This window comes from Priestia sp. D51 (assembly GCF_053345675.1).
Map to the genome: position 1 here is coordinate 37,776 of NZ_JBLTIR010000004.1, position 24,514 is coordinate 62,289.

Here is a 24,514-nt window from a genome sequence, read left to right on the forward strand (position 1 = left end):
ATTTTTAAAAAGATATGTTCTTACACAACTAATATTTCGCCTTTTCTAGACAAAATCCTTCTTTTCTTTTAAAAAAACTTTCTATTTTTTTATTTATTCGGCTTTATTGAAATTTATTCGAATCGCCATCAAACTTTTCATCTGCTATACGGATGGACTCTGTTGGACAGCCTTCAAACGCATCTATTAAATCGTCTTCTAACTCTTGGGGCACTTCAACAGTGCCTTGATTATCATCAAGGATAACGAACGCAATTCCTTCATCATCATAATCATAAATATCAGGTGCCGCAGCTCCGCATGCGCCGCACGCAATACACGTTTCTTTATCGACTATTGTATATTTCCCCATGATCATTCTCCTAACTAAGTTTAAAAGTTATTACTTATTACCAGCCGCGTTCTTGCATACGATTTTCTGGTAATAATGATGAAATTTCAATTCCTTTCATTGCACTTCCTAGCCCTTTTGACAAGCTTGCAATGAGTTCATAATCTTGATAATGGGTTGTTGCCTCAACGATTGCTCGCGCAAATTTTTCAGGGTTGTCTGATTTAAAGATTCCTGAACCCACGAACACGCCGTCTGCTCCAAGCTGCATCATTAACGCTGCGTCCGCGGGTGTTGCTACGCCGCCTGCTGCAAAGTTTACAACCGGTAAGCGGCCTTCACGTTTAATTTGCAGTAATAGCTCATAAGGGGCACCTAATAGTTTGGCTTCTGTCATTAACTCGTCTTCATCCATGCCTACCACTTTACGTACTTGAGCGTTGACTTGGCGCATATGACGCACTGCTTCCACGATATTTCCTGTTCCTGGTTCGCCTTTTGTACGAAGCATCGAAGCACCTTCACCAATTCGTCTTGCTGCTTCCCCTAAATCACGGCATCCGCATACAAATGGAACCGTAAATGTACTTTTGTTAAGGTGATATTCCTCATCAGCTGGAGTTAGCACTTCACTTTCATCAATGTAGTCTACACCCATTGCTTCTAGCACGCGTGCTTCAACAATATGGCCGATTCGGGCTTTTGCCATAACTGGAATGGATACAGCGTTCATCACTTCTTCAACAATTGTTGGGTCTGCCATACGAGACACGCCGCCTGCTGCACGAATATCAGCTGGAACACGCTCCAATGCCATAACAGCAACAGCGCCTGCTGCCTCTGCAATTTTTGCCTGTTCTGCATTGATCACGTCCATGATAACGCCGCCTTTTTGCATTTCTGCCATTCCCCGCTTCACGCGGTCCGTTCCATTTCTCACCATATTCAATTCCTCCTTTATATGTTCAAACACTTATTATGCAACTTCCATGCCAGTGTTAAAATATAGAAGAAATTAGTAAAAAGTACTGATTTTTATGCCAAATTATTAAGCAGTTTTTAAAAATTTGGCAGGCGAAAGCCAATTTTTTAAACTAAAACAGCTTCCATCCCTATTAGAGACGGAAGCTGTTTTGTTAAGGAACTAACACTAATTTTCCGGTCGTTTTTCTTCCTTGAAGCAGACGATGTACATGTGCTGCTTCTTCAAGTGAAAATGTACCGCCCAGCATTAATTTTAACTGACCGGAATTCACGTAGTTTAATAGCTCATGCAGGCTTTGCTGATAAAGTGCTGGTTTTGCCATCATTTGAGGTAAGAAAAAGCCGAGAACCGACTGATTTTTTTCCATCAGGCGAGCAGGGTTAAACTTTACAGGTTTTCCGCTAGCCATGCCGTAAAAAACGAGGCGCCCAAATGGTGCAAGACATTGAAGAGATTCATAGAATATATGCCCTCCTACCATTTCTAAAATAATATCGGCTCCTTTTCCTTCTGTTACTTCTAAAATCCGTTTTTCCCAGCCTGTTTCTGTATAGTTAATCACTTCGTCGGCTCCAAGATTTTTTGCAAGCTCAAGCTTTTCTTTAGAGCTCGCTGTAGCAATAACTTTTCCAGCTCCAAAAATTTCCGCAAGCTGAACAGCTAAGGTTCCGACGCCGCCTGCTGCTGCATGAACGATGACGGTTTCTCCTTTTTCAAGGCGACCCATTGTTTTTAAAATATGATAAGCCGTTAGTCCTTGAAGAGGCAAAGCAACGGCCTGTGTTAAATCCACATTCTCCGGCAACGGAATAAGGCCTCTTGAATCTGCCAGCGTGTACTCAGCGTATCCTGTTGCTCGATTAGATCCCAGCAGTGTCACGACTTTTGTACCTACTTTTATCCCTTGTACATCCTCGCCTACTTCAACCACTTCGCCTGCTACTTCAGAGCCTGGAATAAAAGGCAGCGGCGTTTCGACTACATATGCTCCTTCGCGCCGCGCAGCGTCGGCATAATTAACGCCAATTGCCGCAACTTTAATGAGCACATCTTTCTTTTTAGGTACAGGGCGTGCAATATCGATAACTTGCAGAACATCAGGCCCTCCATACTGCGTGAATTGAATAGCTTTCATCTTTTATATCCCCCTCTTATTTCCCTTGAAATAGTGGCTTTCTTTTTTCTTTAAATGCAGATATTCCTTCTTGATGATCACTCGTTTCTACCATAAGAACTTGCGTTAGCCTTTCTTGTTCAAGCACTTGTTCTAGCGTTAAATGGAATGAATCGTTGACGATTTTTTTCATTTTTCCGTACGCTTTCGTTGGCCCTTGTGATAAACGGCTTGCAAAAGACGTAACCTCATCTTTCAACTGATCTAACGGCACTACACGGTTCAAAAAACCGGCTTTGTAAGCCGTATCGGCATCCAGAGGCTCTGCTAAAAATAGCAGTTCTTTAGCTTTGTGGGGCCCAACGACCTTTGTGAGAAAGTAAAGACCTCCTCCATCTGAAATCAATCCCACTTGAGAAAAGCTTAATACAAATCGGCTTTCTTGTGATGCGATGATAAAGTCAGAAGCGAGAGCTAAATTAAAAGCAGCTCCTGCTGCAAACCCATGAACTGCTGAAATAATTGGCTTCTCTAGATTTTGCATCGCTAAAATACATTCATTTAAACGGCCGATATGTTCATAAACATCAGCTCCCGATGCTTGACCCATCGTTTTTACATCGCCTCCGGCAGAAAACGAGCGCCCCGCTCCATTTAATATAACCACTTTAATAGACTCATCGCTTTGTGCCTGTTTTATTTCAGCTGTTAACTTTTCAATCATTTCCTCACTGAATGCATTTAAACGATCCGGTCGATTTAACGTTAAAGATAAAATAGTCCCTTGCTTTTCTACTACTAAATCACTCATAATTTCGACTTCCTCCTCTTTGCTTTGCATTAAACGATAAGCCACCCGCCGTCTACTAATAAATCACTTCCCGTCATATACGATGCCTCTTTAGACGCTGCAAAAGCAATAACATTTGCAATTTCATCTGGTTTACCTACACGTTTTAAAGCCGTATTTTTTTCGATTGCCTTAGTGAAGCGCTCATTTTCAAGTCCAGGCTGTGTTAAAGGTGTTTCTACGAATCCAGGAGACACAGAGTTTACTCTGATTCCGTGAGGTGCTAATTCAAATGCCATTGCTTTTGTAAAGTTGATTAAAGCAGCTTTAGCAGCGCTATAGTGGGGGATTTGCGCACCTGCTTTATGTCCTGAAAGAGAAGCGATGTTAACAATAGAGCGATTTTCTGCTATTTCTTCAGTTAAAAAAGGAATCAAATGTTTTGTTACAAGAAATACGCTTGTTAAATTGACGTCCTGCACCTGTTTCCACTGTTCAAGCGTTGTTTCTTTGATTGTGGAATTAACAGATCCGCCTGCGTTATTAATTAATAAATGAATTTGTCCGTACTTTTCTTTTATAAACTCAGCAAGCTCTTTGACGTCTTCTTCTTTCGTTACGTCAGCTGGGAAAATATCTGTACATTTTCGTTCACACCGTGTGTCAATAGCGGATGCAGCCTGTATTAGTTTTTCTTTCGTTCGCCCCACAAGAATGACGCGAGCGCCTTCTTTCGCCATTCTTTGAGCGGTCGCTTCTCCAATGCCGCTTCCAGCTCCTGTAATAACAGCTATTTGCCCTTCAAAACGCATCATAATACCCCTCCTTATACAACATATCGTCCGCTGTCGATAAATTCACGGGCAATGTCTCGATTGCGCATGAACTCTCCTTCACTTTGCAAATCATTCATCCATTTTCCAAGAATTGTGCGGTACTGTCGGTGTTTTTCACCCGTTAACATCCCGTTTATTAATTGTCGAGCCTGCTTTTCAATTTCAAAGAGCGTTTCACTAACAACTGTTGCTGTGAGCTTGCTTTTTAACGTTTCTTTTTCTTCTCCATTTCTGGTTACAGCTTTTTCCACGCGCAGCACAGATGACTCCATAGCGAATAGCCCAATAGCAATTTCTGCTAGTTTCATCAGCGTTTCTTGTTCTTGCGCTAGATTTGTCTGAAACGTTTGGAATGCTGTTCCTAGCAATGCAAGAAATAAATGCCTTGTTGTAATAACAGCCTGCTTTTCTCGTGCTAGAAGTTCATTTGAAGATATTTCCCACTGACCGCTCATCAATTCACTAACGGCATGTTCTACTCGTTTGTTCAGCTCTATTTCTCCTTTGCCTGCTTTTTTTAGAAGCTGAGTTGGAAGCAAAAGGCGGTTGATTTCATTTGTACCTTCAAAAATACGATTGATGCGTGAGTCACGGTATACTTGTTCGATTTTATATTCTTGAATAAATCCTGCTCCGCCATGAAGCTGCAGCGATTCATCGGCAATTAAATCAAGAGTTTCCGATCCATACACTTTACACACTGAACATTCCATTGCAAATTCAGCCAGCTGTTTAGCTACTAACTTATGATTTTCACTTTCATATAGTCCACCAAGCGCCTCTTCTAGTAAACCAGCTGTACGGTACTGGATAGATTCAGATGCAAAAATACGAGCCGCCATTTTTGCTATTTTTTCTTTTGAAGCGTTAAATTCCGCAATAGCTGTTTTAAACTGCTTGCGTTCTTTTGTATAACCTAAAGCAAGTTCAAACGCATATTTTGCTGCGCCCATACATGCAGAACCTAAGTTAAAACGTCCAAGGTTTAAGACGTTCAACGCAATTAAGTGACCTCTTCCTACTTGTCCAAGTACGTTTTCTACGGGTACTAAACAATCTTCATAAATAACCGGGCGAGTAGACGACCCTTTAATCCCCATTTTCTTTTCTTCTGGCCCGAGAGACAGTCCTTCAAAATCTTTTTCTACAATAAAAGCGGTAAAATGTTCTCCGTCTACTTTTGCATATGTGATGAACGTATCTGAAAAGGCAGCATTGGTAATGTACTGCTTCGTTCCATTTAATACATAATGCGTTTTTTCAGGATTTAATACGGCTTTTGTTTGGGCTGCAAGAGCATCAGAACCAGCTTCTGGCTCTGTCAAACAGTAGGCGCCAATATATTCACCGCTTGCCAATTTGGGCAAGTATTTTTCTTTTTGCTTTTTGGTACCAAAATACGTAATAGGAAGTGTCGCAATGCATGTATGATTAGAATGAGCGACTCCATATCCGCTTGTCCGGCCGATGATTTCACCGACGAGTCCTTTGCTTACTTTATCAAGACCTAGTCCTCCATATGCTTCTGGAATACTGTGAGCAAGAAGTCCGAGTTCGCCTGCTTTGTGCATCAATTCTACTACTTTATCAAAATCTTGCTGCTCAATGTCACTGTGGTAAGGGTCGACTTCTTTTTCAATAAACTGCTTTGCTGTCTGAGCGATCATACGATGCTCATCCGTTAAGTCTTCAGGTGTATAGACGTGCTGCGCAGATGTTTTTTTTAGTAAAAATGATCCGCCTTTTGCTTCGGTTTTCATTTCAGACATATCATTTCCTCCCCGTTTACTAGCTTTTTCTTCACTACCTTAGGAACTACAGAATAGACGTTTTTCCGGCTTACAAAGCCAATTTCGTCTAGAAAGCCATACTGAGTGAGCATTTCTCCTACGGCTGAGTGTTTCAATATTTCAACAGATGAATGCTCATAAGCCTTATACAAAAGCAGTGCGGCTTTTGCAGCATCCGTTAAATAAAATGTTTTTAGTTGCAGAAGACAGCTTATAAAGTACCCCGCTCCATATAAATCTTCTAGACAGAAGCGATCGGATGAACCTGAACAAACCAATAAAACAGTTTCATCTTGACTTGGTTGACAAACAGCACTGGCAACCGCTTCTCCGTTTAACAGTGAAGCTGCATAGACATGTTTTGCTTTTTCAGCGTTATGAATGGCCACCGTTCCATTAGTGGTGGACAAAATAACCGTTTTATCTTGAACATGCTGCTTTATCGTGCTGGGGCTTGGATCAAAAAAGCCTTCAATCGTTTTCCCTCTATATTCGCCTACAAGCGCAATTTCGTCAGGCTTATACGTTTTTGCTTTATTGCGCGCTTCTTCTTCGTTTTTTACGGGAATAACCTCTATTGCTCCTTGTTGTAAAGCAGCCGCAATTGTTGAAGTAGCCAATAAGACGTCAAATATAACGACCGTTTTTCCTTCTAGCTTTTTGGCAAGAAGCTCTTCTTTTTTGAGTATTACGTGAACTTTTCTTTTCATATATGCCCGCGTTCTGTATGCAGAGCATGAATAATCAGCGTTTTTACATACTCTCCAAATTGTGAAAACCGTTTGTCATTTGTTTGGCCTTTTTTATAACGGTAATAAATTTGCTGACAAATGACAGCAAGTTTGAAGTACGCAAACTTCAGGTAAAAGTCAATGTGTGACACATCTCGTCCGCTTTTTTTAGCATACGCTTCCACAAAATCTCGACGGGAATAAAAGCTTTTTTGCACAGTAACAGGTGGGTTCCCCAATCCTCTTTTTAAAAGTTCAGGGTCGCTGTCTTCCATCCAATAGCTCATCGCCACTCCCAAATCAGCAAGCGGGTCTCCAACGGTTGTCATTTCCCAGTCAAATAATCCTACAATTTTATTTCCATCCGGTGAAAATAACGTATTGTTAAGCTTATAATCATAGTGAATAATGGTTGAATGCTGTGAAGTGGGGATGTGTGTGGTCAACCATTTCTTTAGTGCTTCTACTTCCGGTATGTCACTTGTTTTTGATTTTTCATAACGATGAATCCAGCCGTGTACTTGACGTTCTAAAAAACCTTCAGGCTTGCTGATTTCTTCAAGGAGCGTACCTTTATAAGGAACGTCATGAAGCTGAACAAGGACATCTACCATTTGTTCTGAAATACGACGGCAAAGTTCGCTAGTTCCTTTCACGTCTTCTGGAAACGCTGTGTCGATGAGAACACCGTGCTTTCGCTCCATTAAAAAAAAGGGTTTCCCGACCACCGTTTCATCTTCACAAAACACATACGGCCTAGGAGCGAGAGGGAAAGATTTCGATAAAACAGATAAAATCTTGTATTCTCTTTCCATGTCATGCGCTTTTGGCGCAACTGGCCCAAATGGCGGGCGTCTCAACACCGCCTCCCATTCTCCGACTGAAAGAGCGTAGGTTAAATTGGACGCACCCGATCCAAATTGCTTGATTAAAAGAGGCTCTTTAGGTAAATCAGGAATCGAAACACGGAGAAACTGATGCAGTTTTTCCGTGTTTAATTCCTCTCCTTTTCGTACAGGAATGATTTGTGACATTCTTTTACCACCTGCTTTTTTATAGTTAAACAGCTACTTTATAATTCATCAAAAACTGCTTAATGTCCGCTGGAATAGAAACGCTTTTTTGTGCATCAAAATCAAAGTACACGATGACAGCTTCTCCTTTAGCAATCAGCGATCCCGTCTTGCTGTCGGTAATTTCATGGCCAATTGTAAAGCTTTTATTGCCGACATTAGATACAAAGGTTTTAATCGTTAACACTTGATTAAAATATCCTTGCGCAACAAAATCACATTTAGTAGACGCTAAAATATACTCCCACTTTTTTGTATGCATGGATGCTCCCATTTCTTCAAAAAAAGCAATGCGTGCCTCTTCTAAATAAATGAAATAGCTCGTATTGTTAATGTGACCGAGTGCGTCTGTTTCGCAAAAACGCACTTTGACCTGTGTTTCATACATGGTTTTCTCCTCCTTTACTTATGTGAAAAAACAGCGGGACGCTTTTCAATAAATGCTGATACTCCTTCTTTAATATCTTCTGTTTGAAAGACTTCTTCAAACAGCTCTGCCTCAAGTTCAAGACCTTCAGATAGTGTACGATTCATTCCTTCGTTTACCGCTGCCTTAATTCGAGAAAGTGACGGAAGAGAGTGACGGTTAAATTTCTTAGCCAGCTCTTTTGCTTTTTCGAGCCCTTTTCCTTTAGGCGTTACATGATTGGCAAAGCCTGCATGAAGTGCTTCTTCCGCCGAAACAGGACTGCCGGCAAACATCCATTCTTTAGCTTTAGATGCGCCGATTACGCGCGGAAGACGCTGAGTTCCGCCGCCTCCGGGAAACAATCCGAGCTTCACTTCCGGAAGACCGATTTGAGCATGTTCTTCAGCAATGCGTATATCAGCGGTTAGTGAAAGTTCGCACCCTCCCCCAAACGTTAAACCGTTTAACACGACAATTGTTGGTTTTTCAATGTTTTCAAGTTTTTGCAAAACACGATGGGTTTTCATAAACTCTTTTTTAATACCGCTTTGTCCCATTAGCTGTGGAAATTCTTTAATATCAGCTCCAGCCATAAACGCCCGGTCGCCCGCTCCCGTTAAAATGATTGTAATGACATCAGGATCTTTACTAAGCTCTTCATACGTTTCTTCAAGCTGCTGCACAACAGCCTGGCTCATTACATTTAAAGGCGGATTATCAATGGTTACAATAGCTGTTTTCTCTTCTTTTTCAATACGTACAAATTTTTTCATCATTGCTTCACTCCCTGTGTGTGGTATGTGTAAAAACCTTTTCCTGTTTTGCGTCCAAGCTCGCCTTTTTGAACTTTTTCTTCTATGCACGCAGCTGGCTTGTCCTCAGGGTCCCCTGTTTCGCTATAGCGCTGCTGCATCACAAAATATCCGACGTCAATTCCTGAGAGATCCATCAATTCAAAAGGACCGATCGGGTGATTGAGCGCTTTTTTGCAAATCATATCAATGTCTTCAAAATCTGCGTATCCATTTTCGTAAAGGAAAACGGCTTCTTTTTGCAGCGCTCCTAAAATTCGATTGGCAATAAAACCTGAGATTTCTTTTTTCAGAAGGACTGCTGTGCGATTAATTTGCTTGCAAACTTCCATTGTCGTTTGAGCTGTTTGTTCACTTGTCTTTTCACTCATCACAACTTCTACGCAGTCCATTACAAGAGGAGGAAAAAAGAAATGCATGTTAACGATTTGCTCTGGACGGTTTGTTGCACTTGCAATAAGCGAGTTAACAATTGTTGAACTATTCGATGCTAAAATGGCGTGACTTGGTGCGTACTCATCTATTTCTTTAAAGACGCTTTGTTTTACATCTAACTTTTCTACAACAGCTTCAATCACAAAATCAGCACTTGAAACCGCTTCCTTTAATGTGCTTGTAAAAGACAACCTTTGAAATGCGACTTCTTTAGCATCAGAGGAGATTTTGCCTTTGTGAACCCACTTGTCTATAATTGCTTCCAGCTTATTTTTCGCCTCAATGAGTGATTGTTCATTCATATCTTGAATAATTGTTTCATATCCTCCAAGTGCACAAAGCATACCAATTTGATGTCCCATTTGTCCTGCGCCAATGACAGCAATACGCTGTATATCTTTACTATTCATGTTATAGCCTCCTTTTAATATAAAAGGAGAGAAAGAGCTTATACTTTCCCACCTTTTACGAGCACTGTCCAGCCTAGCAGCTACTGTGACTGAATACCTTTCATTAACATCTTATAAAAAATAGCCGCAACTTCTCGATCTGACTTCTCACCATCCGGCTGAAACCAAAAATAGCTCCAATTTGTCATTCCTAATATGCCTAGCGTTACGATATCTGAAGGCAAATCTGAACGGAACTGCCCTGCTTCCATTCCTTTTTCAATAATTTCCTGTACGTTTTCTTTAAAACAATCGCGCTTTGGAATGATTTGCTGTAAGTGTTCTTCACTCAAATGACGCATCTCTCGAAAAAACACTTTAGCTCGAAGACCTTCTTTCTCAATATCATGAACAAGTTTAAAAATAATGCTGTGCAGCTTTTCAGGATAAGATATTGTCTTATCTGCAAGAATCGTCTCTTGGTTTTCTATTAATCTTTCAATATATTGAAGGTGAATATCCATTAAAAGCTCTTGCTTGCTTTTAAAATAATAATAAAACGTTCCTTTTGTGACGTTTAATTCATTTACAATATCTTGAATAGATGTTTCTTTGAAACCTTTTTGAGCAAAAAGCTGAATGCTTCGTTCCATCATCAAATCTTTCATCGTCAAACCCTCTCTGTCTTTTCTCATTTTCACAAATTATACCATGGCTTAGAGGGAGCTTTTGAAAAAGTTTGTTTATGTTCAGCTTCTTTACATCGTTTTTTTCACCACTTCTTCTCGCAGTGCTCTTCGTAAAATTTTCCCTACATTGGTCTTAGGAAGCTCAGCGCGAAACTCAAAGATTCGCGGAATTTTGTAAGCTGCAAGATGATGTCGACAATAAGAAGTAAGCTCTTCTTCAGAAAGAGATTTTCCTTCTTTCACTACCAAAATCGCTTTAATTGTTTCTCCTCTGTAAGGATGCGGAACGCCAATGACAACGGCTTCTTTAATGTGGCTGTGCTCATATAAAACTTCTTCAATATCTCGAGGATATACATTAAAACCACTCGCAATAATCATATCTTTTTTGCGATCAACAATGGATAAATAACCATCTTCGTCTATCTGTCCAATATCTCCTGTGTACAGCCAGCCGTTTCTAAGCGCGTGAGCTGTTTCTTCAGGCTGATTCCAATAGCCCTTCATAACTTGAGGGCCTTTAATCACTATTTCTCCAAGCTCTCCTCTTGGCAGTTCTTTTGTTCCTGTAGCCACGTCTACAATTTTATAAGCAGTTTGCGGAACGCCAAGTCCGACTGTGCCTGGCTTTCGTTCACAAAACGGCAGGTTGCAATGGGTAACGGGGGACGCTTCTGATAAGCCGTACCCTTCTAACACTTTAGCACCCGTTTTTCGTTCGAACTCTTTCATCAGCTCAACAGGCATTGGCGCACTGCCGCTGTTGCAGATGCGAATACTTTCGATATTGTATTCTTCTGCCTGCGGATGATTGGTAATCGCGACATACATAGTTGGCACTCCAGGAAAAATACTAGGCTGCTCTTTTTTGATTGTATTTAGTACTTCTTCTAAATCAAAACGCGGCAATAGCAATATTTCATTTCCGCAAAGAATTGATAAATGCATACAGGAAGTCATGCCAAATACGTGAAACAATGGAATAACGGTTAAGCATTTTTCTTTTCCTAATTCAATATCATGTTTAAATATTTCGTATGATTGAACTGCGTTTGTGTAAATGTTTGTATGTGTAAGCATCGCACCTTTAGATGGTCCGGTCGTTCCTCCCGTATATTGAAGAACAGCAATATCGTGTGCTGGATGGATGACCGGCTGATTAAATTCATGCTTAATGGTTAGAAAATCTAAGAAGGAAAGGTCTGGTGCTGTAGGAACAAAAGGTTTTTGCAAGCTGACGGTTATCGCTTCTTCTATCTCAACACGATTCCTTATCTCTTGAAGTCTCGTATAAAAATCATCGAGTAGAATTATTTTTTTTGCGCCGGAATCGTGTAAAATATGCTCTAGTTCTTGTTCGACAAGCATGGGGTTGACCTGAGTGACAATGCCGCCCGCTGCTACAATGCCAAAATAGCTTATTATATATTGCGGACAATTTGGCAGCATAATTGCTACACGATCTCCTTTTTTAATCCCTTTTTTCTGCAGTGCTCCTGCAAATACGCGAACTGAGTGGTACAGCTCCTGGTACGTTAACGTATGCTGATACATGCGCGTGGCTGTGTGAGCAGGATAACGTTCGGCTGTTTCTTTCAGCATATCAAATAGTGAAATATCTTCGATGTGAATGTCATGAGTGTAGGCTTCTGGATAAGGTGTAAACCATTTTTTAACGTCTTCCATTGAGTAACTCCTTTCTTATTCACATAGCATGAACTCCACCGTCTACTGTCAGAATATCGCCCGTAATATAATTAGACGCTGCAGAAGCAAGAAAAACAGCCGCTCCTTTTAAATCAGCTTCGGAGCCAAAGCGTTTTAAAGGGGTTTGACTTAGAAAATAATCTTTTCCTTGTTCCATAATCGCACCTGACATTTTAGTAGGAAAAAATCCCGGCGCAATTGCATTAACTTGAATATTATGCTGTCCCCATTTGACAGCTAAATCTTTCGTGAACGTAATGACCGCTCCTTTACTCGTGTTGTACCCGATTGTATCCATATACTGAGGGTCCGTTCCTCCAAGACCCGCAATTGAAGCAATGTTAATAATCTTACCAGCTTTTTGTTTAATCATTTCTTTTCCAGCTTCTTGTGACATTAAAAACGTGCCCGTCACATTAATATTCATCACTTTTTGCCATGCTTCAAGAGGCATTTCTTCAGCCGAAGCTCCCCACGTAGCTCCGCTGTTGTTAATTAAAATATCGATGCGTCCAAATGTTTCAATCGTTTGATGCACGACATTTTTAATATCTTCAGGCTGACTGATGTCGCATGCTAAAGCGAGGGTTTTTACGCCCATGGTGGCCAATCGATCAGCCACTTGCTGACATGCTTCTTTTTTTCTTGAGCATAGAACAATATTTGCCCCTGCCTCTGCAAGCCCTTCTGCCATTTGCTCTCCTAATCCTCTGCCTCCTCCGGTAATAATAGCTGTTTTTCCAGTTAAATCAAACAGATCCTTTATGTGCATAGGTTGCCTCCTGTTCTTGATAGGATTTTAGCTCAAGTCTTGCAAGCTGTGCTTTGTGCACTTCGTCTGGACCATCGGCAAGGCGCAAAGTGCGGGCATTTGCCCAAAGTGCCGCAAGCGGCGTGTCTTCTGAAACACCTGCTGCTCCAAATACTTGAATGGCACGATCAATGACTTTTAAAGCCATAGCAGGAGCTATTACTTTAATCATGGCAATTTCTTTCCGCGCTTTTTTATTTCCAACTGTGTCCATCATATAAGCAGCTTTTAATGTTAATAAGCGAGCTTGCTCAATTTCAATACGCGATTCTGCCACCCATTCTTGAATAACCCCTTGCTGAGAAAGTAACTTATTAAATGTAGAACGACTTTGAATACGCTTACATAATTCTTCGAGCGCTCTTTCAGCTGCTCCTATTAGACGCATGCAGTGATGAATACGTCCAGGCCCTAATCTACCTTGAGCAATAGCAAACCCTTTTCCTTCTCCTAAAAGCATATTGGATGCTGGCACACGCACATTGTCGTAATGAATTTCAGCATGTCCATGAGGAGCGTGATCGTATCCAAAGACTGGCAGCATTCGTTCAATTTTAACTCCCGGAGTATTTAATGGAACTAGAATCATAGACTGCTGTTCATATTTAGATGCGTTAAAATCACTTTTCCCCATGACAATAGCAATTTTGCAGCGAGGATCTCCCGCACCTGAAGACCACCATTTTCTTCCATTGATTACATATTCATCGCCTTCTCTTACAATACTGCACTGAATGTTTGTGGCATCAGAAGAACCTACATCCGGTTCTGTCATAGAAAAGCAGGAGCGAATGTCTCCATTTAACAGAGGCTTTAGCCATTTTTCTTTCTGTTCAGGCGTTCCGTATCGAACCAGCACTTCCATATTGCCAGTGTCAGGAGCTCCGCAGTTAAAAGCTTCTGGCCCAATAATAGAACGGCCCATAATTTCGCAAAGAGGAGCGTATTCTACATTTGTTAGACCTGCTCCGTATTCGCTTTCTGGCAAAAATAAGTTCCATAGCCCAGCTCGCTTTGCTTTTTCTTTTAACTCTTCCATGATTGGAGGAACAGCTGACCATCTAGATGGCTGTTCATTCAGCTGTTGTTCGTATAGCCGTTCATTTGGATAAATATGCTCTTCCATAAAAGAGCTCAATTCTTTTTGCAGCTTCACTACTTTGTCAGAGTAAGAAAAATACACGGTAGTCCCTCGCTTTCATTTACTTACTAACCGGTTGGTATGTTACATATTTATCATAAATGAAGGGAAATAATTCAGCAAGATATTTTTAGAAAAATTCTAAATATTATATTATTTAGAAATAAAAAAAAGAGAGGTTGTAACCTCTCTTTTTACGCGGATGTCATTTCCTCAAATACGGCTGATACTTTTTCAAACTCATCATCATCTTCAATTGAAGACCATTCACCATCATCTTCAATTTTTAAAAAGAAAACATCAATTTCTTCTTCTGTTTCAATTAAAACTTCTTCCACAAACGCAACGGCAATATAATCGTGGCCTTCAATCGTCATTTTTCCAAGCACTTCAATATCTTGCTCTTGATCATTTTCATCTAAAATTGTAAAAATCTCTCCCGTTTCAATACGTTCCATCGTATTCCCTCCTATTTTAACCTCATTATTCGTTCACTAACATGTATTCCCCTTTAGAAAAGGTTTCATGCTTATAAAAGTAGAATCTACTTTTTAAAAGGCAAAAGAATGTCTACGGTAGTTCCTTTTCCAAGTTCACTTACAAAATTAATTTCTCCTCTATGTTCTCGAATGATCTTATAGCACACCATCAGTCCAAGCCCCGTTCCTTTCTCTTTCGTACTATAAAAAGGTTTTCCTAAATGCTGCATTCGTTCCTGCGTGATGCCTGGCCCCTCGTCGCTAAACCGGACAACAAGGTTCTCCTGATTAAATCTTTTTAGTTGAATCGTTACAGTTCCTCCACTTGGCATGGATTCGACGGCATTTTTAAATATATTGCTAAAGACCTGTTTTAACTGGTTTTCTTCGCATAATACGAGAGGAAGATGAAGATCAATCTCTTTTTTTACGTGAATTTTCTCTGTAATCCCCTGCACCTCAGCTAGCTTTAACGTGTTCTCTAAGATATCTTGGACGTGTTTGTCTTTGTAGGTTTTCGCCTGAGGCTTTGCAAGACTCAAGAACTCGTCGGCAATCAATTCGATTCTATCTAACTCATGATTTATCATTTCTACATAGTAAGGCTGACCGCTCGTTTCTTCTAATAACTGCATAAATCCTTTTACCGCTGTTAGAGGGTTTCTGATTTCGTGAGCGATACCCGCTGCTAACTGTCCGACTAAGGAAAGCTGAGCGGATTCACGCAGCAATTTTTCAGTTTTTTTACGTTCTGTAATATCACGAAACAAAACTTGAATGGCCTGCTTTCCCATATAGGGAATAGGAAAGGCAATGGTTTCGGCATCAATCGTATGACCGTCTTTATGAATAAACTTTTCTTCCTGCAGATCCACAGATTTATTTTCTGTTTTCATTCGATAAATTCGCTGTTTTACAACATCATAGTAATCAGGGTGAACAAACTGATAAACACAAGCTCCTAATACATCTTGAGGATTCTTGTATCCTAATGCTTTAGCTCCTGCAGGGTTGATATAATCAATTTTACCTTCACTATGAACGATAATTGCTTCCGGGGATAACTCAATCAAACTTCGGTAGCGCTGTTCGCTTTCTTTTAAAGCCGTCTCATCCTGCTTGCGCGATGTTATATCTCGATAGACAAACGCAATGCATAACGGCCAATCATTCATATTTTCAACGCGAAATAGTGTGACGCTTACATTAATTAAATGCCCGTCTTTATGCTGTCTGACCGTCTCAAATTCTGTTTTCGATTCCCCTGATTGAATAGTCTTATGAAGTTCGCACACGGGCTCCTTTAAAAACGAAGGTATAATCGGAAGAGGCTTTTGATGAATTTCTTCAAACGTCCAGCCAAATGTATTCTCAAACGCAGGGTTCACTTGAAGCGTTTTACCCTCTAAGTCAACGATAGCAACAGCATCTGCGTTATGATAAATAAAAGGCTGAATCTGTTCTTTTTTCTCCTGATAACTAGTTATATTCACGCAATGTCCCATAACTTCAGGTTTTTCTGTGTAAGATAAAGGGGTTAAGTTTACTACATAGCGTTTATCATTTATTTGAAGCTCGTACATAAGCTTTTTCTTTTTATTTAGCGCTTCAAAAAAATGCTCATACGAGACCCATTCTTCTAGAGGTATTTTTTGCTCAGAAACGCTTTCTCCTTGATACATACTGTAAACAAGATGGTCACCTTTTTGTTTGTAAGCAAATATGATTCCTAGAGCCTCAGCTGAATGATTTTCTGCATGTAATCGGACTATTTTTTTATTTTCGTTCATCGTTCATATTTACCTACCCCTCACTAGCATCTTTCCTACTCGTTCTCATTCTCTTAATTTTACATGAGGTGTTTAAAATTTACTAGATAAAGAAGCGGATATTTTCCATTCATTCACATAAAAAAGCGCCTGTATAGGCGCTTTTTTATGTGAATAGGAATTACTTTGAATGATGCATTTTATGACAGTGACGCTTCGGGACAAAACCATTTTGCTCCATATGCTGATAGCGATTTTCCATATGTGAAGAAATGTTTTGACTCTCCGTTTTGCTTAGCACGCCGTACTCCACATATTTTGAAAGTATTTCTTTCTTTTTTTCGAACATTTCTTTGTACAGAACGGATAATTCCTGCTTTTGCTGAGACGTCAGCTGCACGTCTTTTGTTTCTGGCTGAGGATTGTTTTCCGCTAATACAGGTGTCGCGCTCATAAATAAAAAAGCTGCTGCTGCACTTATCATAATCTTTCGCAAACAATCTACTTCCTTTCATCATATAGTAGTTATAGTTTGCGAACTTCTATTTGTTTTCATTCATTCTATTTGCTTAGGACTCAATAGCTCCTCTTACATCATAATCGCTAAGATCAATTTCCATTTCCATTTCAAGTGCTAATTTAGCCAGCTCTGAACCAAGATAAGGGCCCGACGTTAAGCCTGAAGCTCCGAGACCATTCGCTACTAGTATTCCTTCGTAAGCTGGAAGAGCCCCAATGACTGGCAAGAAGCCTGGAGTAAATGGTCGAAACCCTACCCTTGTTTCTAAGACTGTGCTTTCTGTTAAGCCAGGAGCAATTGATAAGGCCTTTGAAAAAATTTCATGAAGCCCCCCAGCCGTTACTCTCAAGTCATAACCCGTGTCGTTTTCATGTGTTGCTCCTATGACAATTTGACCTTGTTCAAACGAAAGAATATATTGGTCGCTTGGAGGCATTACAACGGGCCAGTCTTTTGTATCTAAATCAGGAAGATGCAAGTGGACAATTTGCGCTTTTTGAAAGCTTGCTAAAAATTTCACTCCAAGAGGCTCTAGTAATTGATTTGCCCACGCTCCTGCTGTCACGATTGTTGTACTTGCTAGAAGGGTTTGTCCATTTACGGCAACGCCCGTTACTTGATTATTTTCATAAAGTAGTTCTGCGTTTCCTTCTATTATTTTTGCACCGTTTTTCTTCGCTGCATTCACAAGTGCGTTTCGAAGAGCTCTTCCGTTAACGCGAGCGGCTCCACTAATATGAACTGAACTGTATTCTTCCGAAAGAGCCGGAAACAAAGCCTGTGTTTCTTTAGCGGATAAACGTGTAATCTCGCCTATTTCGGGGGCTTCTTCCCGACGCTTATATGCTCGTTCCTCCATTTTTTTAAGCTTTTGTTCATCAGTGTGTAAACTAATTGCTCCTACTCGCTTATATCCCGTATCCGTTTCTCCATCTTCTTCTAATTGCTGAATTAATGTTTGATAGTACTTGGCGCCGCCTTTTGCTAATCGGTACCATGCTTTATTTCGACGCTGCGAAAGCCACGGACAAACAATTCCTGCTGCTGCATCAGTAGCTTGACCAGCATCCTTGCGATCTATCAATGTCACATCTGCTCCTGCTTTTGCTAAATGATATGCCGTAGAAGCTCCAAGTACCCCAGCTCCAACTACGATGTATGTTTTCATACCAAAACACCCTTTTCTTTCTTCTAGTATTCTCATGCTATATGTATGCAATTTTAGCATAGCAAAAAAAGAAGTCACATACTAGGCGAAGCTATTTTAAGCTTATTTTTAAGCCTTGCTGACTTTGACATATAGCTCCTTTCGTCTCGTAAACAAAAGCGGTAGAAGTTCTTTTACCAAGATTATAACAGGGTGAAGAAAGCCGTAAATAGTGGTAATACGTCTTTAACGCTGTGGCTTACGGCTTTTCTATTATAGGTGCTGAATAAAAAAATGAAAGAATAAAACCACTATAATATGTAAATAAAAAGAAATAACCATTATTTTAAGGAGAGCGTATGCAATCTTCATTTGTATTATTTTTTATCATTCTTGGTTTACTATTTGGCAAGTGGCGAAGGTATCAAGAATACTACCCTACTTTGCTGTTTTGGGTCACGGGGAATTTGCTTTATGAAGTGCTGCTGTTTCATCACCGCGTATGGGTATTTCACCCTGTTGGTATTGATCATCTTTTTCTACCCGATCACCTAATGGTTTCTCTTGGAATAACCTTAATTATTTATCCGTTTGTTATACCGGTTTTTTTAGGAAGGCTGCCGCTGCATGTAAGCGGCCGGCTGTGGTGGATTCTTTTGTGGGCGCTTTTATTTACTGTGATTGAGTTCATTGCTTATGTTAATCACAGTATCACTCATCATTATGGATGGTCGCTGCTATGTTCTTTTCTCTTCAATATTGTCACGTTCTCACTTTTAGTCATTCATCAGAAGACAGCGCTGGCTGCTTGGATTCTATCTGGAAGCTTCATAGCTTTTTTATTTATCTTCTTTGATATTCCTATGCCTTAACTTTTCATTGACTAGACGGAGGAAAAGGAAATATAATAGGAGTTACATTTAAATATAATTTTCCTCTCTGAGAATAGAGGTGCATGAAATCAAGAGTCACTTATTGGAGACTAATGGAGTCTGTGAAGATAAGTAAAAGGGATTTCGTGCCGAAGTATATAAACATCCATTGTGTTCATATACTGGTTCAGTATTGAATAAATGCTGAGCTGTCACAAACCACTTGGTTTGTGGAGAGCTATTGAAGAGATGTTGATGCCTAGAATGTAATAATACTTTATTATTATGAAACCAAGACGCGTGAACATCACTTCACGGGTCTTTTTTGTGTTTTTCTACTGACCATCAAAGTTATAGTTGAATGATTTAAATGGAGGGATACGGATTATGTACTTACATGGAACGAGTAAAATTAACAGCAGCAATCATTTAGAAATTGGGCAGTGCGATACGGTCGAACTGAAAAAACAATACGGCACTCCCCTATACATCTACGATCAAGAATTAATTGAGACGAAATGCAAGGCCTTCCATTCAGCCTTTCAAAGAAGCGGATTTTCATATCAAATCGCATATGCAGGGAAAGCGTTTCTTTGTATGGAAATGGCTAGCCTTTTAACGAAGCTTGATATGTCATTAGATGTGGTCTCAGGAGGCGAATTATTTACAGCTCTTGAAGCGGGATATCCAGCTGAACGCATTCATTTTCATGGAAATAACAAAACGATTGAAGAAATTGAAATGGCTCTTGATGCGAATATTGGCTGTTTTGTTGTGGATAACTTTACCGAACTTGAAGTTTTACATGCCTTAGCAGCTGAGCGCAAACAGAAAGCATCTATTCTTCTGCGTGTTACTCCAGGGATTGAAGCCCACACACATGAGTATATTATGACCGGACAGGAAGACTCCAAGTTTGGATTTGGTCTTTCCAATGACCAGGCTATGAAAGCGGTAAGTTCTGCATTAGAAAAGCCTTACTACGATCTTTTAGGCATTCATTGTCATATTGGTTCGCAAATTTTTGAAGTAGATGGTTTTTCTCGCGCCATTGATATTTTAACTGATTTCTTATTCAGTATTCGTGATAAAATGGAATTTGAAGTAAAAGTTTTAAACGTAGGTGGTGGTTTTGGTATTCGTTATACCGAAAGCGACTCTCCACTTCCAGTTGAGTATTATGTAGATGCACTGACAGAAAAGCTAAGCCGCACGTTAACTGAACAGAATTATACCCTTCCGGAAGTCTGGATTGAGCCTGGAAGAAGCATCGTAGGAGAAGCAGGTACAACGCTTTATACAATCGGCTCAACGAAGGAGATTCCAGGTGTACGCAAATACGTAGGAATTGATGGCGGTATGACCGATAATATCCGTCCTGCTCTTTACGATGCAAAACATGAAGCTGTCTTGGCTAATAGAGTGACGGATAAAAAAGATGAAACAGTATCAATTGCGGGGAAATGCTGTGAATCAGGAGATATGCTTATTTGGGATATCGATTTACCGCGCGTTAATCAAGGAGATTTACTAGCAGTATCCTCTACAGGTGCCTACAACTATTCAATGGCTAGCAATTACAACCGTATTCCGCGCCCTGCTGTTGTATTTGTGAAAAATGGAGAAGCTCGTCTTGCTGTAGAGCGAGAAACATACGAAGATTTGGTGCGTAAAGATGTAAAGCCAGTCGTTACTACGTATGCAATGAGCAAATGATAGCTGTTCTTGCGTAGTAAAGAAGCTATTGTTGTTTGGAGGAAATCTATATGGTTTTAAGTGTATTTAAAACGTACAGATCATCGCTTATTCTGCTTCTCGCTATTTTAATTGGCGGGATAGCAGGATATGCTATCGGGCCCGATGTGGCAGTCGTAAAGCCCTTTGGTGATTTGTTTCTTAATTTAATGTTCATGATTATCGTTCCCCTTGTCTTTTTTAGTGTGGCTTCGGCGATCGCAAACATGAACGAAATGAAACGTCTTGGTAAAATTATGCTAGGTATCGCCGTTGTGTTTGTCGCCACTGCTGCTGTTTCAGCCGTTCTAGGCTTTTTAGGCGCATCACTTTACAATCCGCTGCACAACGTAGATACTTCTGCCATTAAAGAATTAATGGGTGACAGTGAAAATACAGCTGAAAAAATGACGCTTTTAAATCAGCTTGTTAGTACATTTACTGTACCTGATTTTGTTCAGTTATTTTCGAAAGAGCATATTTTACAATTAATTGTCTTTGCCGTTATCTTCGGTATTGCTACCACGATGGCTGGTGAAAAAGGACAGCCTATGGCGAAATTTCTGACTTCGGGTCAAGAAGTATCGATGAAAGTCGTTAAAATTGTCATGTACTATGCTCCAATTGGTTTAGGGTGCTATTTTGCTACTGTAGTAGGAGAACTTGGACCAAAGATCTTGCAAGGGTATGCTAGAGCATTTATTCTTTATTTATTAATTGCAATCGTTTACTATTTTGGCTTCTTTACGCTATACGCATGGATTGCTGGCGGTAAAGCAGGAATTAAGCTGTTTTGGAAAAATGCAGCTGCTCCTTCTATCACTGCTATTGCTACCTGTTCTTCCGCGGCATCTATTCCAGTCAATTTAGACGCAACAAAGAAAATGGGTGTGCCGCTGGATATTGCTGAAACAGTGATTCCATTAGGAGCAAACACCCATAAAGATGGTTCTGTTATCGGTGGTATTCTAAAAATTGTTTTCTTATTCAGTTTGTTCGGCAAAGATATGACGTCTGCTACGAGTATTTTGAGCATATTAGGCGTAGCCTTTTTAGTTGGAGCCGTAATGGGAGCAATTCCTGGAGGCGGTATGATTGGCGAAATGTTAATCATTACAATTTACGGATTTTCGCCAGAAGTTCTGCCCATCATTGCGGTCATTTCCACAATTATTGACGCCCCTGCTACGCTCTTAAACAGTACGGGAAATACAGTAACAGCGATGCTTGTTACAAGGTTTACAGAAGGAAAAGACTGGATTAACAAAATTATCACCACCGATAAAGTTGCCTAGTAAAAAAGCAAAGGGAACAGTCTTAGTGACTCTCCCTTTGCTTTTTTAGTGTGCAGTAATATCGATAGCCGTGTATAAAGTTTGTAAATACGCACATTCTATAGGTATGTTTCATAACCGGACTGGAGGTGTCGTCTAATGAGTAACGCTGCAGGAGGTTCAAAGAAGAATCAACCGAATGATGCGAATCACGTAAGTGCAGAAACAAAAGCTCATCAAAAACGTCTCACTGAGCAAAACAAACAAGAGCATCAAGCTGAAGAGCGAAAATAAAATGACGTCAAAGAACGTTTGGCACAGGCCCTGCGTTCTTTGACTTCATTTTATTTTGAGAGAGCTTAATGACGACGCTCTTTATAGGTCTATCGTACAACCTCCTTTCAAACTTTTACATATTCTATTAATAGGTTTGTAAAAGGAGGAATGATATGGTGTTTTCTTGGATAGAGATTACAGCTGCAGCCTTTGGGCTTTCAGTTATTTTGATAAGTTTTGCATTTTTGCCCGAACGTACAGGCAAAAATCTTTATATTCCTCATCAGCTAGTAGCAAAATCTATGTTTCTCTATAAAAAGATTATTGGTTTTATAAATCAATTTCGACAGAAACTTTAGTTCATTTCCTTTCCTCGTTTTTATTCATTGGATAGCTCCCTTTTTTAATCAGCGCATTTACAGTAAATAATTTAATGGTTAAAATAAAGAGTATAAAAAGGATAAGCAGTTTGCAGAAATGGAGTTTCACATGGAAATCAGAGACTTAGAATACTTTATAGAGGTAGCGAATCATAAAAATTTTACAAAGGCAGCGCTGCAAGTTCATTTGTCACAAACGGCTTTAAGTAAAGCCGTCAAAAAAGTAGAAAATGAACTAGGATTTGAGCTTCTTGACCGTTCAACAAGAGAATTAAAGCTAACCGATGCAGGAGAAGTCGTGTATCATCAGGCAACTAAAGCGCTGTCGGTGTTAAAAGACATGCCTCACTTGTTGGGCGATTTAATGAACTTGCAAACAGGGCAAATCAAGATGGGAATCCCTCCGCTCATCGGGACCTTGTTTTTCCCGAAGATTGCAAAAGCATTTAATGAACAATACCCTAAAGTATCTCTAGAGCTTATTGAATTTGGAGCAAAAAAAATTGAAGCCCTTGTGGAAGAGGCTGGTGTAGATATGGGGATTGTTATGCTTCCTCTCACAAGCGGTCATGATGAGCATTTTCACGTATACCCGTTCGTTAAGGAGAGATTCCTTTTATACGCCCATAAAAACCATCCTTTAGCGAAACGTTCTTCCGTCTGGATGAAAGAATTGGAGCATGAAAAATTCATTATGTTCAGTGAAGAATTTACGCTGCACGACCGGTTAATTCAAGATGCTCTAAAATCAGGATTTGTGCCTTCTATCGCATATAAAAGTTCTCAATGGGATTTAATTATTGAATTAACAGCAGCAGAACTAGGTATTGCTATTTTACCCGAATCGCTTTATGCCAAAGTGAAAGATTCCAATATTATTACGGTACCTATTGCAGATCCTGAAATGATGTGGGAACTTGGAATTATTCTGTTAAAAGAACGCTACAGTTCATTCGCTGTAAGAGAGTTGATTAATTTTCTGACAGCAAAGCAAATAACAAATAAGTTGGACGCAAATTAAATAGAGGCTGGGAGATAACGAAATCAATCCACAGCTAGAAGCACCTACCACACATGAAATTTACGTTCACTATCACCATGAAAAAATCCGACCGAGGAATCGAGATTCTCCATCAAGAATTTGAATTCATCGGTCGGATTTCCCTTCAACAAAACTACTTTTGTCCCAGCCTCTTTATATGTAACACGAGTTCTATCATTCAACAATCCCTACAATGAATCCATCATAGCCTTTGCTTCCAACGGTTTGTATAGCCGTGGCGCTGATTCGTTTTTCTTGAGCCAGAGCATCCATAAATTGTCGAATTCCCTTTACATTTTCATCTTCACTTTCTGAGTTCACCACATGCCCTTGACGAACAACATTATCACAAATAATCGTACTTCCTCGTTTCGATAATTCTAGAGCCCACTTTAAGTAATTTGGGTTATTCGGCTTGTCAGCATCAATAAAGATAAGATCAAACGGCTCTGTTCCCTTATCCTTTAATACAGCTAATGTATCAAGCCCGGGGCCGACAATGACTTCTACTAAGTGGCTTACTCCCGCTCTTTTTAAATTAGCTCGTGCTACTTCTGCATGCTGAGCGCTTAATTCGAGCGTAATCAGCTGTCCATCTTTCGGAAGAGCTCTGGCTAGCCAAATCGTGCTGTACCCTCCAAGAGTACCAATTTCCAAAATGCGTTTAGCCCCTTTTAATGAAGCTAACAAATGCAGAAACTTTCCTTGACTAGGCGATACGTCAATGGCAGGTAATCCAGCCTCTTGATTTGCCTTCAATACCTCATCAAGAATAGGGTCAGGTTGTATGAGCTTGTCATTCATATAAAGATCCACTTCATTCCAAATTTCATATATAGACATTTCCATACTCCTCCACATAAGTGATAAAAGCTTTATTATTCAAAGATACGAATATGTTTTTCTCATATTCAGCTTGTTGCCGTAATCGTTCGTATTATGAATGTATTCTAGCTCTCTAATAAACTATCCTGCTCG

General features: G+C 40.0%; 26 protein-coding genes and 1 riboswitch. Of the genes, 6 read left to right on the forward strand and 20 right to left on the reverse strand.

The genetic code is table 11. The features are described from left to right. Positions 1–103 precede the first annotated feature (103 nt). The 19 genes from ACNHOZ_RS16910 to ACNHOZ_RS17000 form a co-directional block, all read right to left on the reverse strand. Positions 104–352, reverse strand: coding sequence for a ferredoxin (locus tag ACNHOZ_RS16910; RefSeq protein ID WP_013057065.1), 249 nt, complete (start codon positions 350–352; stop codon positions 104–106). A gap of 37 nt (positions 353–389) precedes the next feature. After that, entirely contained in the window at positions 390–1,274 is an 885-nt protein-coding gene (gene pdxS, locus ACNHOZ_RS16915; RefSeq protein WP_014460089.1) for a pyridoxal 5'-phosphate synthase lyase subunit PdxS, read from the reverse strand. A gap of 193 nt (positions 1,275–1,467) precedes the next feature. Next, positions 1,468–2,451, reverse strand: coding sequence for a quinone oxidoreductase family protein (locus ACNHOZ_RS16920; protein ID WP_048020908.1), 984 nt, complete (start codon positions 2,449–2,451; stop codon positions 1,468–1,470). A gap of 16 nt (positions 2,452–2,467) precedes the next feature. Next, entirely contained in the window at positions 2,468–3,241 is a 774-nt protein-coding gene (locus ACNHOZ_RS16925; RefSeq protein ID WP_205826969.1) for an enoyl-CoA hydratase/isomerase family protein, read from the reverse strand. A gap of 29 nt (positions 3,242–3,270) precedes the next feature. Continuing rightward, positions 3,271–4,032, reverse strand: a complete 762-nt coding sequence (locus ACNHOZ_RS16930) for an SDR family NAD(P)-dependent oxidoreductase (RefSeq protein WP_033579541.1) — start codon at positions 4,030–4,032, stop codon at positions 3,271–3,273. Positions 4,033–4,046: 14 nt separating this feature from the next. After that, positions 4,047–5,825 carry an acyl-CoA dehydrogenase family protein gene (locus ACNHOZ_RS16935; protein WP_243494629.1) on the reverse strand — a complete coding sequence of 593 codons (1,779 nt, stop codon included), beginning with the start codon at positions 5,823–5,825 and terminating at the stop codon, positions 4,047–4,049. Then, positions 5,813–6,556, reverse strand: a complete 744-nt coding sequence (locus ACNHOZ_RS16940; protein WP_047750966.1) for a 2-phosphosulfolactate phosphatase — start codon at positions 6,554–6,556, stop codon at positions 5,813–5,815. The genes ACNHOZ_RS16935 and ACNHOZ_RS16940 overlap by 13 nt, the downstream gene beginning before the upstream one ends. Further along, positions 6,553–7,611, reverse strand: a complete 1,059-nt coding sequence (locus tag ACNHOZ_RS16945; RefSeq protein WP_048020914.1) for a phosphotransferase family protein — start codon at positions 7,609–7,611, stop codon at positions 6,553–6,555. The genes ACNHOZ_RS16940 and ACNHOZ_RS16945 overlap by 4 nt, the downstream gene beginning before the upstream one ends. A gap of 25 nt (positions 7,612–7,636) precedes the next feature. Continuing rightward, positions 7,637–8,038: an acyl-CoA thioesterase gene (locus ACNHOZ_RS16950; RefSeq protein ID WP_033578978.1), complete on the reverse strand. Its 402-nt coding sequence runs from the start codon at positions 8,036–8,038 to the stop codon at positions 7,637–7,639. Positions 8,039–8,052: 14 nt separating this feature from the next. Next, the gene (locus tag ACNHOZ_RS16955; protein ID WP_048020918.1) at positions 8,053–8,835 is read right to left on the reverse strand and encodes an enoyl-CoA hydratase; all 783 of its coding nucleotides are present in this window, start codon (positions 8,833–8,835) and stop codon (positions 8,053–8,055) included. After that, entirely contained in the window at positions 8,832–9,716 is an 885-nt protein-coding gene (locus ACNHOZ_RS16960) for a 3-hydroxyacyl-CoA dehydrogenase family protein (RefSeq protein WP_243494628.1), read from the reverse strand. The genes ACNHOZ_RS16955 and ACNHOZ_RS16960 overlap by 4 nt, the downstream gene beginning before the upstream one ends. 80 nt (positions 9,717–9,796) lie before the next feature. Beyond that, positions 9,797–10,363, reverse strand: coding sequence for a TetR/AcrR family transcriptional regulator (locus tag ACNHOZ_RS16965; protein ID WP_047750971.1), 567 nt, complete (start codon positions 10,361–10,363; stop codon positions 9,797–9,799). 90 nt (positions 10,364–10,453) lie between these two features. Further along, entirely contained in the window at positions 10,454–12,070 is a 1,617-nt protein-coding gene (locus ACNHOZ_RS16970) for a long-chain-fatty-acid--CoA ligase (RefSeq protein ID WP_447697254.1), read from the reverse strand. Positions 12,071–12,089: 19 nt separating this feature from the next. After that, on the reverse strand, positions 12,090–12,863 hold the full coding sequence (locus ACNHOZ_RS16975; RefSeq protein ID WP_033578975.1) for an SDR family oxidoreductase: 774 nt from the start codon (positions 12,861–12,863) through the stop codon (positions 12,090–12,092). After that, the gene (locus ACNHOZ_RS16980; RefSeq protein ID WP_310884458.1) at positions 12,841–14,085 is read right to left on the reverse strand and encodes an acyl-CoA dehydrogenase; all 1,245 of its coding nucleotides are present in this window, start codon (positions 14,083–14,085) and stop codon (positions 12,841–12,843) included. Before ACNHOZ_RS16980 ends, ACNHOZ_RS16975 begins: the two co-directional genes overlap by 23 nt. A 152-nt stretch (positions 14,086–14,237) precedes the next feature. Next, a complete protein-coding gene (locus ACNHOZ_RS16985; RefSeq protein WP_013057050.1) occupies positions 14,238–14,501 on the reverse strand; it encodes a DUF1292 domain-containing protein in 264 nt (87 codons plus the stop codon). 86 nt (positions 14,502–14,587) lie between these two features. Then, the gene (locus tag ACNHOZ_RS16990; protein WP_063248007.1) at positions 14,588–16,312 is read right to left on the reverse strand and encodes a PAS domain-containing sensor histidine kinase; all 1,725 of its coding nucleotides are present in this window, start codon (positions 16,310–16,312) and stop codon (positions 14,588–14,590) included. Between the two features lie 160 nt (positions 16,313–16,472). Continuing rightward, positions 16,473–16,787: a YckD family protein gene (locus ACNHOZ_RS16995; protein ID WP_048020928.1), complete on the reverse strand. Its 315-nt coding sequence runs from the start codon at positions 16,785–16,787 to the stop codon at positions 16,473–16,475. A gap of 73 nt (positions 16,788–16,860) precedes the next feature. After that, entirely contained in the window at positions 16,861–17,979 is a 1,119-nt protein-coding gene (locus tag ACNHOZ_RS17000; protein WP_048020930.1) for an NAD(P)/FAD-dependent oxidoreductase, read from the reverse strand. A gap of 338 nt (positions 17,980–18,317) precedes the next feature. Between ACNHOZ_RS17000 and ACNHOZ_RS17005 the strand changes: the two genes are divergently transcribed. From ACNHOZ_RS17005 to ACNHOZ_RS17030, 6 genes are all read left to right on the forward strand, one after another. Continuing rightward, on the forward strand, positions 18,318–18,830 hold the full coding sequence (locus ACNHOZ_RS17005; RefSeq protein ID WP_025751926.1) for a CBO0543 family protein: 513 nt from the start codon (positions 18,318–18,320) through the stop codon (positions 18,828–18,830). A gap of 66 nt (positions 18,831–18,896) precedes the next feature. After that, a riboswitch (Lysine riboswitch) is annotated at positions 18,897–19,079 on the forward strand. 138 nt (positions 19,080–19,217) lie between these two features. Continuing rightward, a complete protein-coding gene (gene lysA, locus ACNHOZ_RS17010; RefSeq protein WP_014460106.1) occupies positions 19,218–20,546 on the forward strand; it encodes a diaminopimelate decarboxylase in 1,329 nt (442 codons plus the stop codon). A gap of 50 nt (positions 20,547–20,596) precedes the next feature. Further along, complete coding sequence (locus ACNHOZ_RS17015) at positions 20,597–21,859, forward strand: dicarboxylate/amino acid:cation symporter (RefSeq protein WP_033578970.1); 1,263 nt, start codon at positions 20,597–20,599, stop codon at positions 21,857–21,859. Between the two features lie 138 nt (positions 21,860–21,997). Further along, the gene (locus tag ACNHOZ_RS17020) at positions 21,998–22,132 is read left to right on the forward strand and encodes a hypothetical protein (protein ID WP_013057043.1); all 135 of its coding nucleotides are present in this window, start codon (positions 21,998–22,000) and stop codon (positions 22,130–22,132) included. A 155-nt stretch (positions 22,133–22,287) separates the two neighbouring features. Next, positions 22,288–22,473, forward strand: coding sequence for a hypothetical protein (locus tag ACNHOZ_RS17025; protein ID WP_028413357.1), 186 nt, complete (start codon positions 22,288–22,290; stop codon positions 22,471–22,473). 130 nt (positions 22,474–22,603) lie between these two features. Beyond that, positions 22,604–23,515, forward strand: a complete 912-nt coding sequence (locus tag ACNHOZ_RS17030; RefSeq protein ID WP_028413358.1) for a LysR family transcriptional regulator — start codon at positions 22,604–22,606, stop codon at positions 23,513–23,515. Between the two features lie 195 nt (positions 23,516–23,710). Here the strand turns inward: ACNHOZ_RS17030 and ACNHOZ_RS17035 are convergent, their stop codons facing one another. Beyond that, complete coding sequence (locus ACNHOZ_RS17035; RefSeq protein WP_034266120.1) at positions 23,711–24,397, reverse strand: O-methyltransferase; 687 nt, start codon at positions 24,395–24,397, stop codon at positions 23,711–23,713. Positions 24,398–24,514 lie beyond the last annotated feature (117 nt).

Excerpts from the sequence above, each read along its gene's own strand:
- ACNHOZ_RS16910 (WP_013057065.1), bottom strand. The coding sequence starts at position 352 with ATGGGGAAATATACAATAGTCGATAAAGAAACGTGTATTGCGTGCGGC.
- pdxS (WP_014460089.1), bottom strand. The coding sequence starts at position 1,274 with ATGGTGAGAAATGGAACGGACCGCGTGAAGCGGGGAATGGCAGAAATG.
- ACNHOZ_RS16920 (WP_048020908.1), bottom strand. The coding sequence starts at position 2,451 with ATGAAAGCTATTCAATTCACGCAGTATGGAGGGCCTGATGTTCTGCAA.
- ACNHOZ_RS16925 (WP_205826969.1), bottom strand. The coding sequence starts at position 3,241 with ATGAGTGATTTAGTAGTAGAAAAGCAAGGGACTATTTTATCTTTAACG.
- ACNHOZ_RS16930 (WP_033579541.1), bottom strand. The coding sequence starts at position 4,032 with ATGCGTTTTGAAGGGCAAATAGCTGTTATTACAGGAGCTGGAAGCGGC.
- ACNHOZ_RS16935 (WP_243494629.1), bottom strand. The coding sequence starts at position 5,825 with ATGTCTGAAATGAAAACCGAAGCAAAAGGCGGATCATTTTTACTAAAA.
- ACNHOZ_RS16940 (WP_047750966.1), bottom strand. The coding sequence starts at position 6,556 with ATGAAAAGAAAAGTTCACGTAATACTCAAAAAAGAAGAGCTTCTTGCC.
- ACNHOZ_RS16945 (WP_048020914.1), bottom strand. The coding sequence starts at position 7,611 with ATGTCACAAATCATTCCTGTACGAAAAGGAGAGGAATTAAACACGGAA.
- ACNHOZ_RS16950 (WP_033578978.1), bottom strand. The coding sequence starts at position 8,038 with ATGTATGAAACACAGGTCAAAGTGCGTTTTTGCGAAACAGACGCACTC.
- ACNHOZ_RS16955 (WP_048020918.1), bottom strand. The coding sequence starts at position 8,835 with ATGATGAAAAAATTTGTACGTATTGAAAAAGAAGAGAAAACAGCTATT.
- ACNHOZ_RS16960 (WP_243494628.1), bottom strand. The coding sequence starts at position 9,716 with ATGAATAGTAAAGATATACAGCGTATTGCTGTCATTGGCGCAGGACAA.
- ACNHOZ_RS16965 (WP_047750971.1), bottom strand. The coding sequence starts at position 10,363 with ATGAAAGATTTGATGATGGAACGAAGCATTCAGCTTTTTGCTCAAAAA.
- ACNHOZ_RS16970 (WP_447697254.1), bottom strand. The coding sequence starts at position 12,070 with ATGGAAGACGTTAAAAAATGGTTTACACCTTATCCAGAAGCCTACACT.
- ACNHOZ_RS16975 (WP_033578975.1), bottom strand. The coding sequence starts at position 12,863 with ATGCACATAAAGGATCTGTTTGATTTAACTGGAAAAACAGCTATTATT.
- ACNHOZ_RS16985 (WP_013057050.1), bottom strand. The coding sequence starts at position 14,501 with ATGGAACGTATTGAAACGGGAGAGATTTTTACAATTTTAGATGAAAAT.
- ACNHOZ_RS16990 (WP_063248007.1), bottom strand. The coding sequence starts at position 16,312 with ATGAACGAAAATAAAAAAATAGTCCGATTACATGCAGAAAATCATTCA.
- ACNHOZ_RS17000 (WP_048020930.1), bottom strand. The coding sequence starts at position 17,979 with ATGAAAACATACATCGTAGTTGGAGCTGGGGTACTTGGAGCTTCTACG.
- ACNHOZ_RS17005 (WP_025751926.1), top strand. The coding sequence starts at position 18,318 with ATGCAATCTTCATTTGTATTATTTTTTATCATTCTTGGTTTACTATTT.
- lysA (WP_014460106.1), top strand. The coding sequence starts at position 19,218 with ATGTACTTACATGGAACGAGTAAAATTAACAGCAGCAATCATTTAGAA.
- ACNHOZ_RS17015 (WP_033578970.1), top strand. The coding sequence starts at position 20,597 with ATGGTTTTAAGTGTATTTAAAACGTACAGATCATCGCTTATTCTGCTT.
- ACNHOZ_RS17020 (WP_013057043.1), top strand. The coding sequence starts at position 21,998 with ATGAGTAACGCTGCAGGAGGTTCAAAGAAGAATCAACCGAATGATGCG.
- ACNHOZ_RS17025 (WP_028413357.1), top strand. The coding sequence starts at position 22,288 with ATGGTGTTTTCTTGGATAGAGATTACAGCTGCAGCCTTTGGGCTTTCA.
- ACNHOZ_RS17030 (WP_028413358.1), top strand. The coding sequence starts at position 22,604 with ATGGAAATCAGAGACTTAGAATACTTTATAGAGGTAGCGAATCATAAA.
- ACNHOZ_RS17035 (WP_034266120.1), bottom strand. The coding sequence starts at position 24,397 with ATGTGGAGGAGTATGGAAATGTCTATATATGAAATTTGGAATGAAGTG.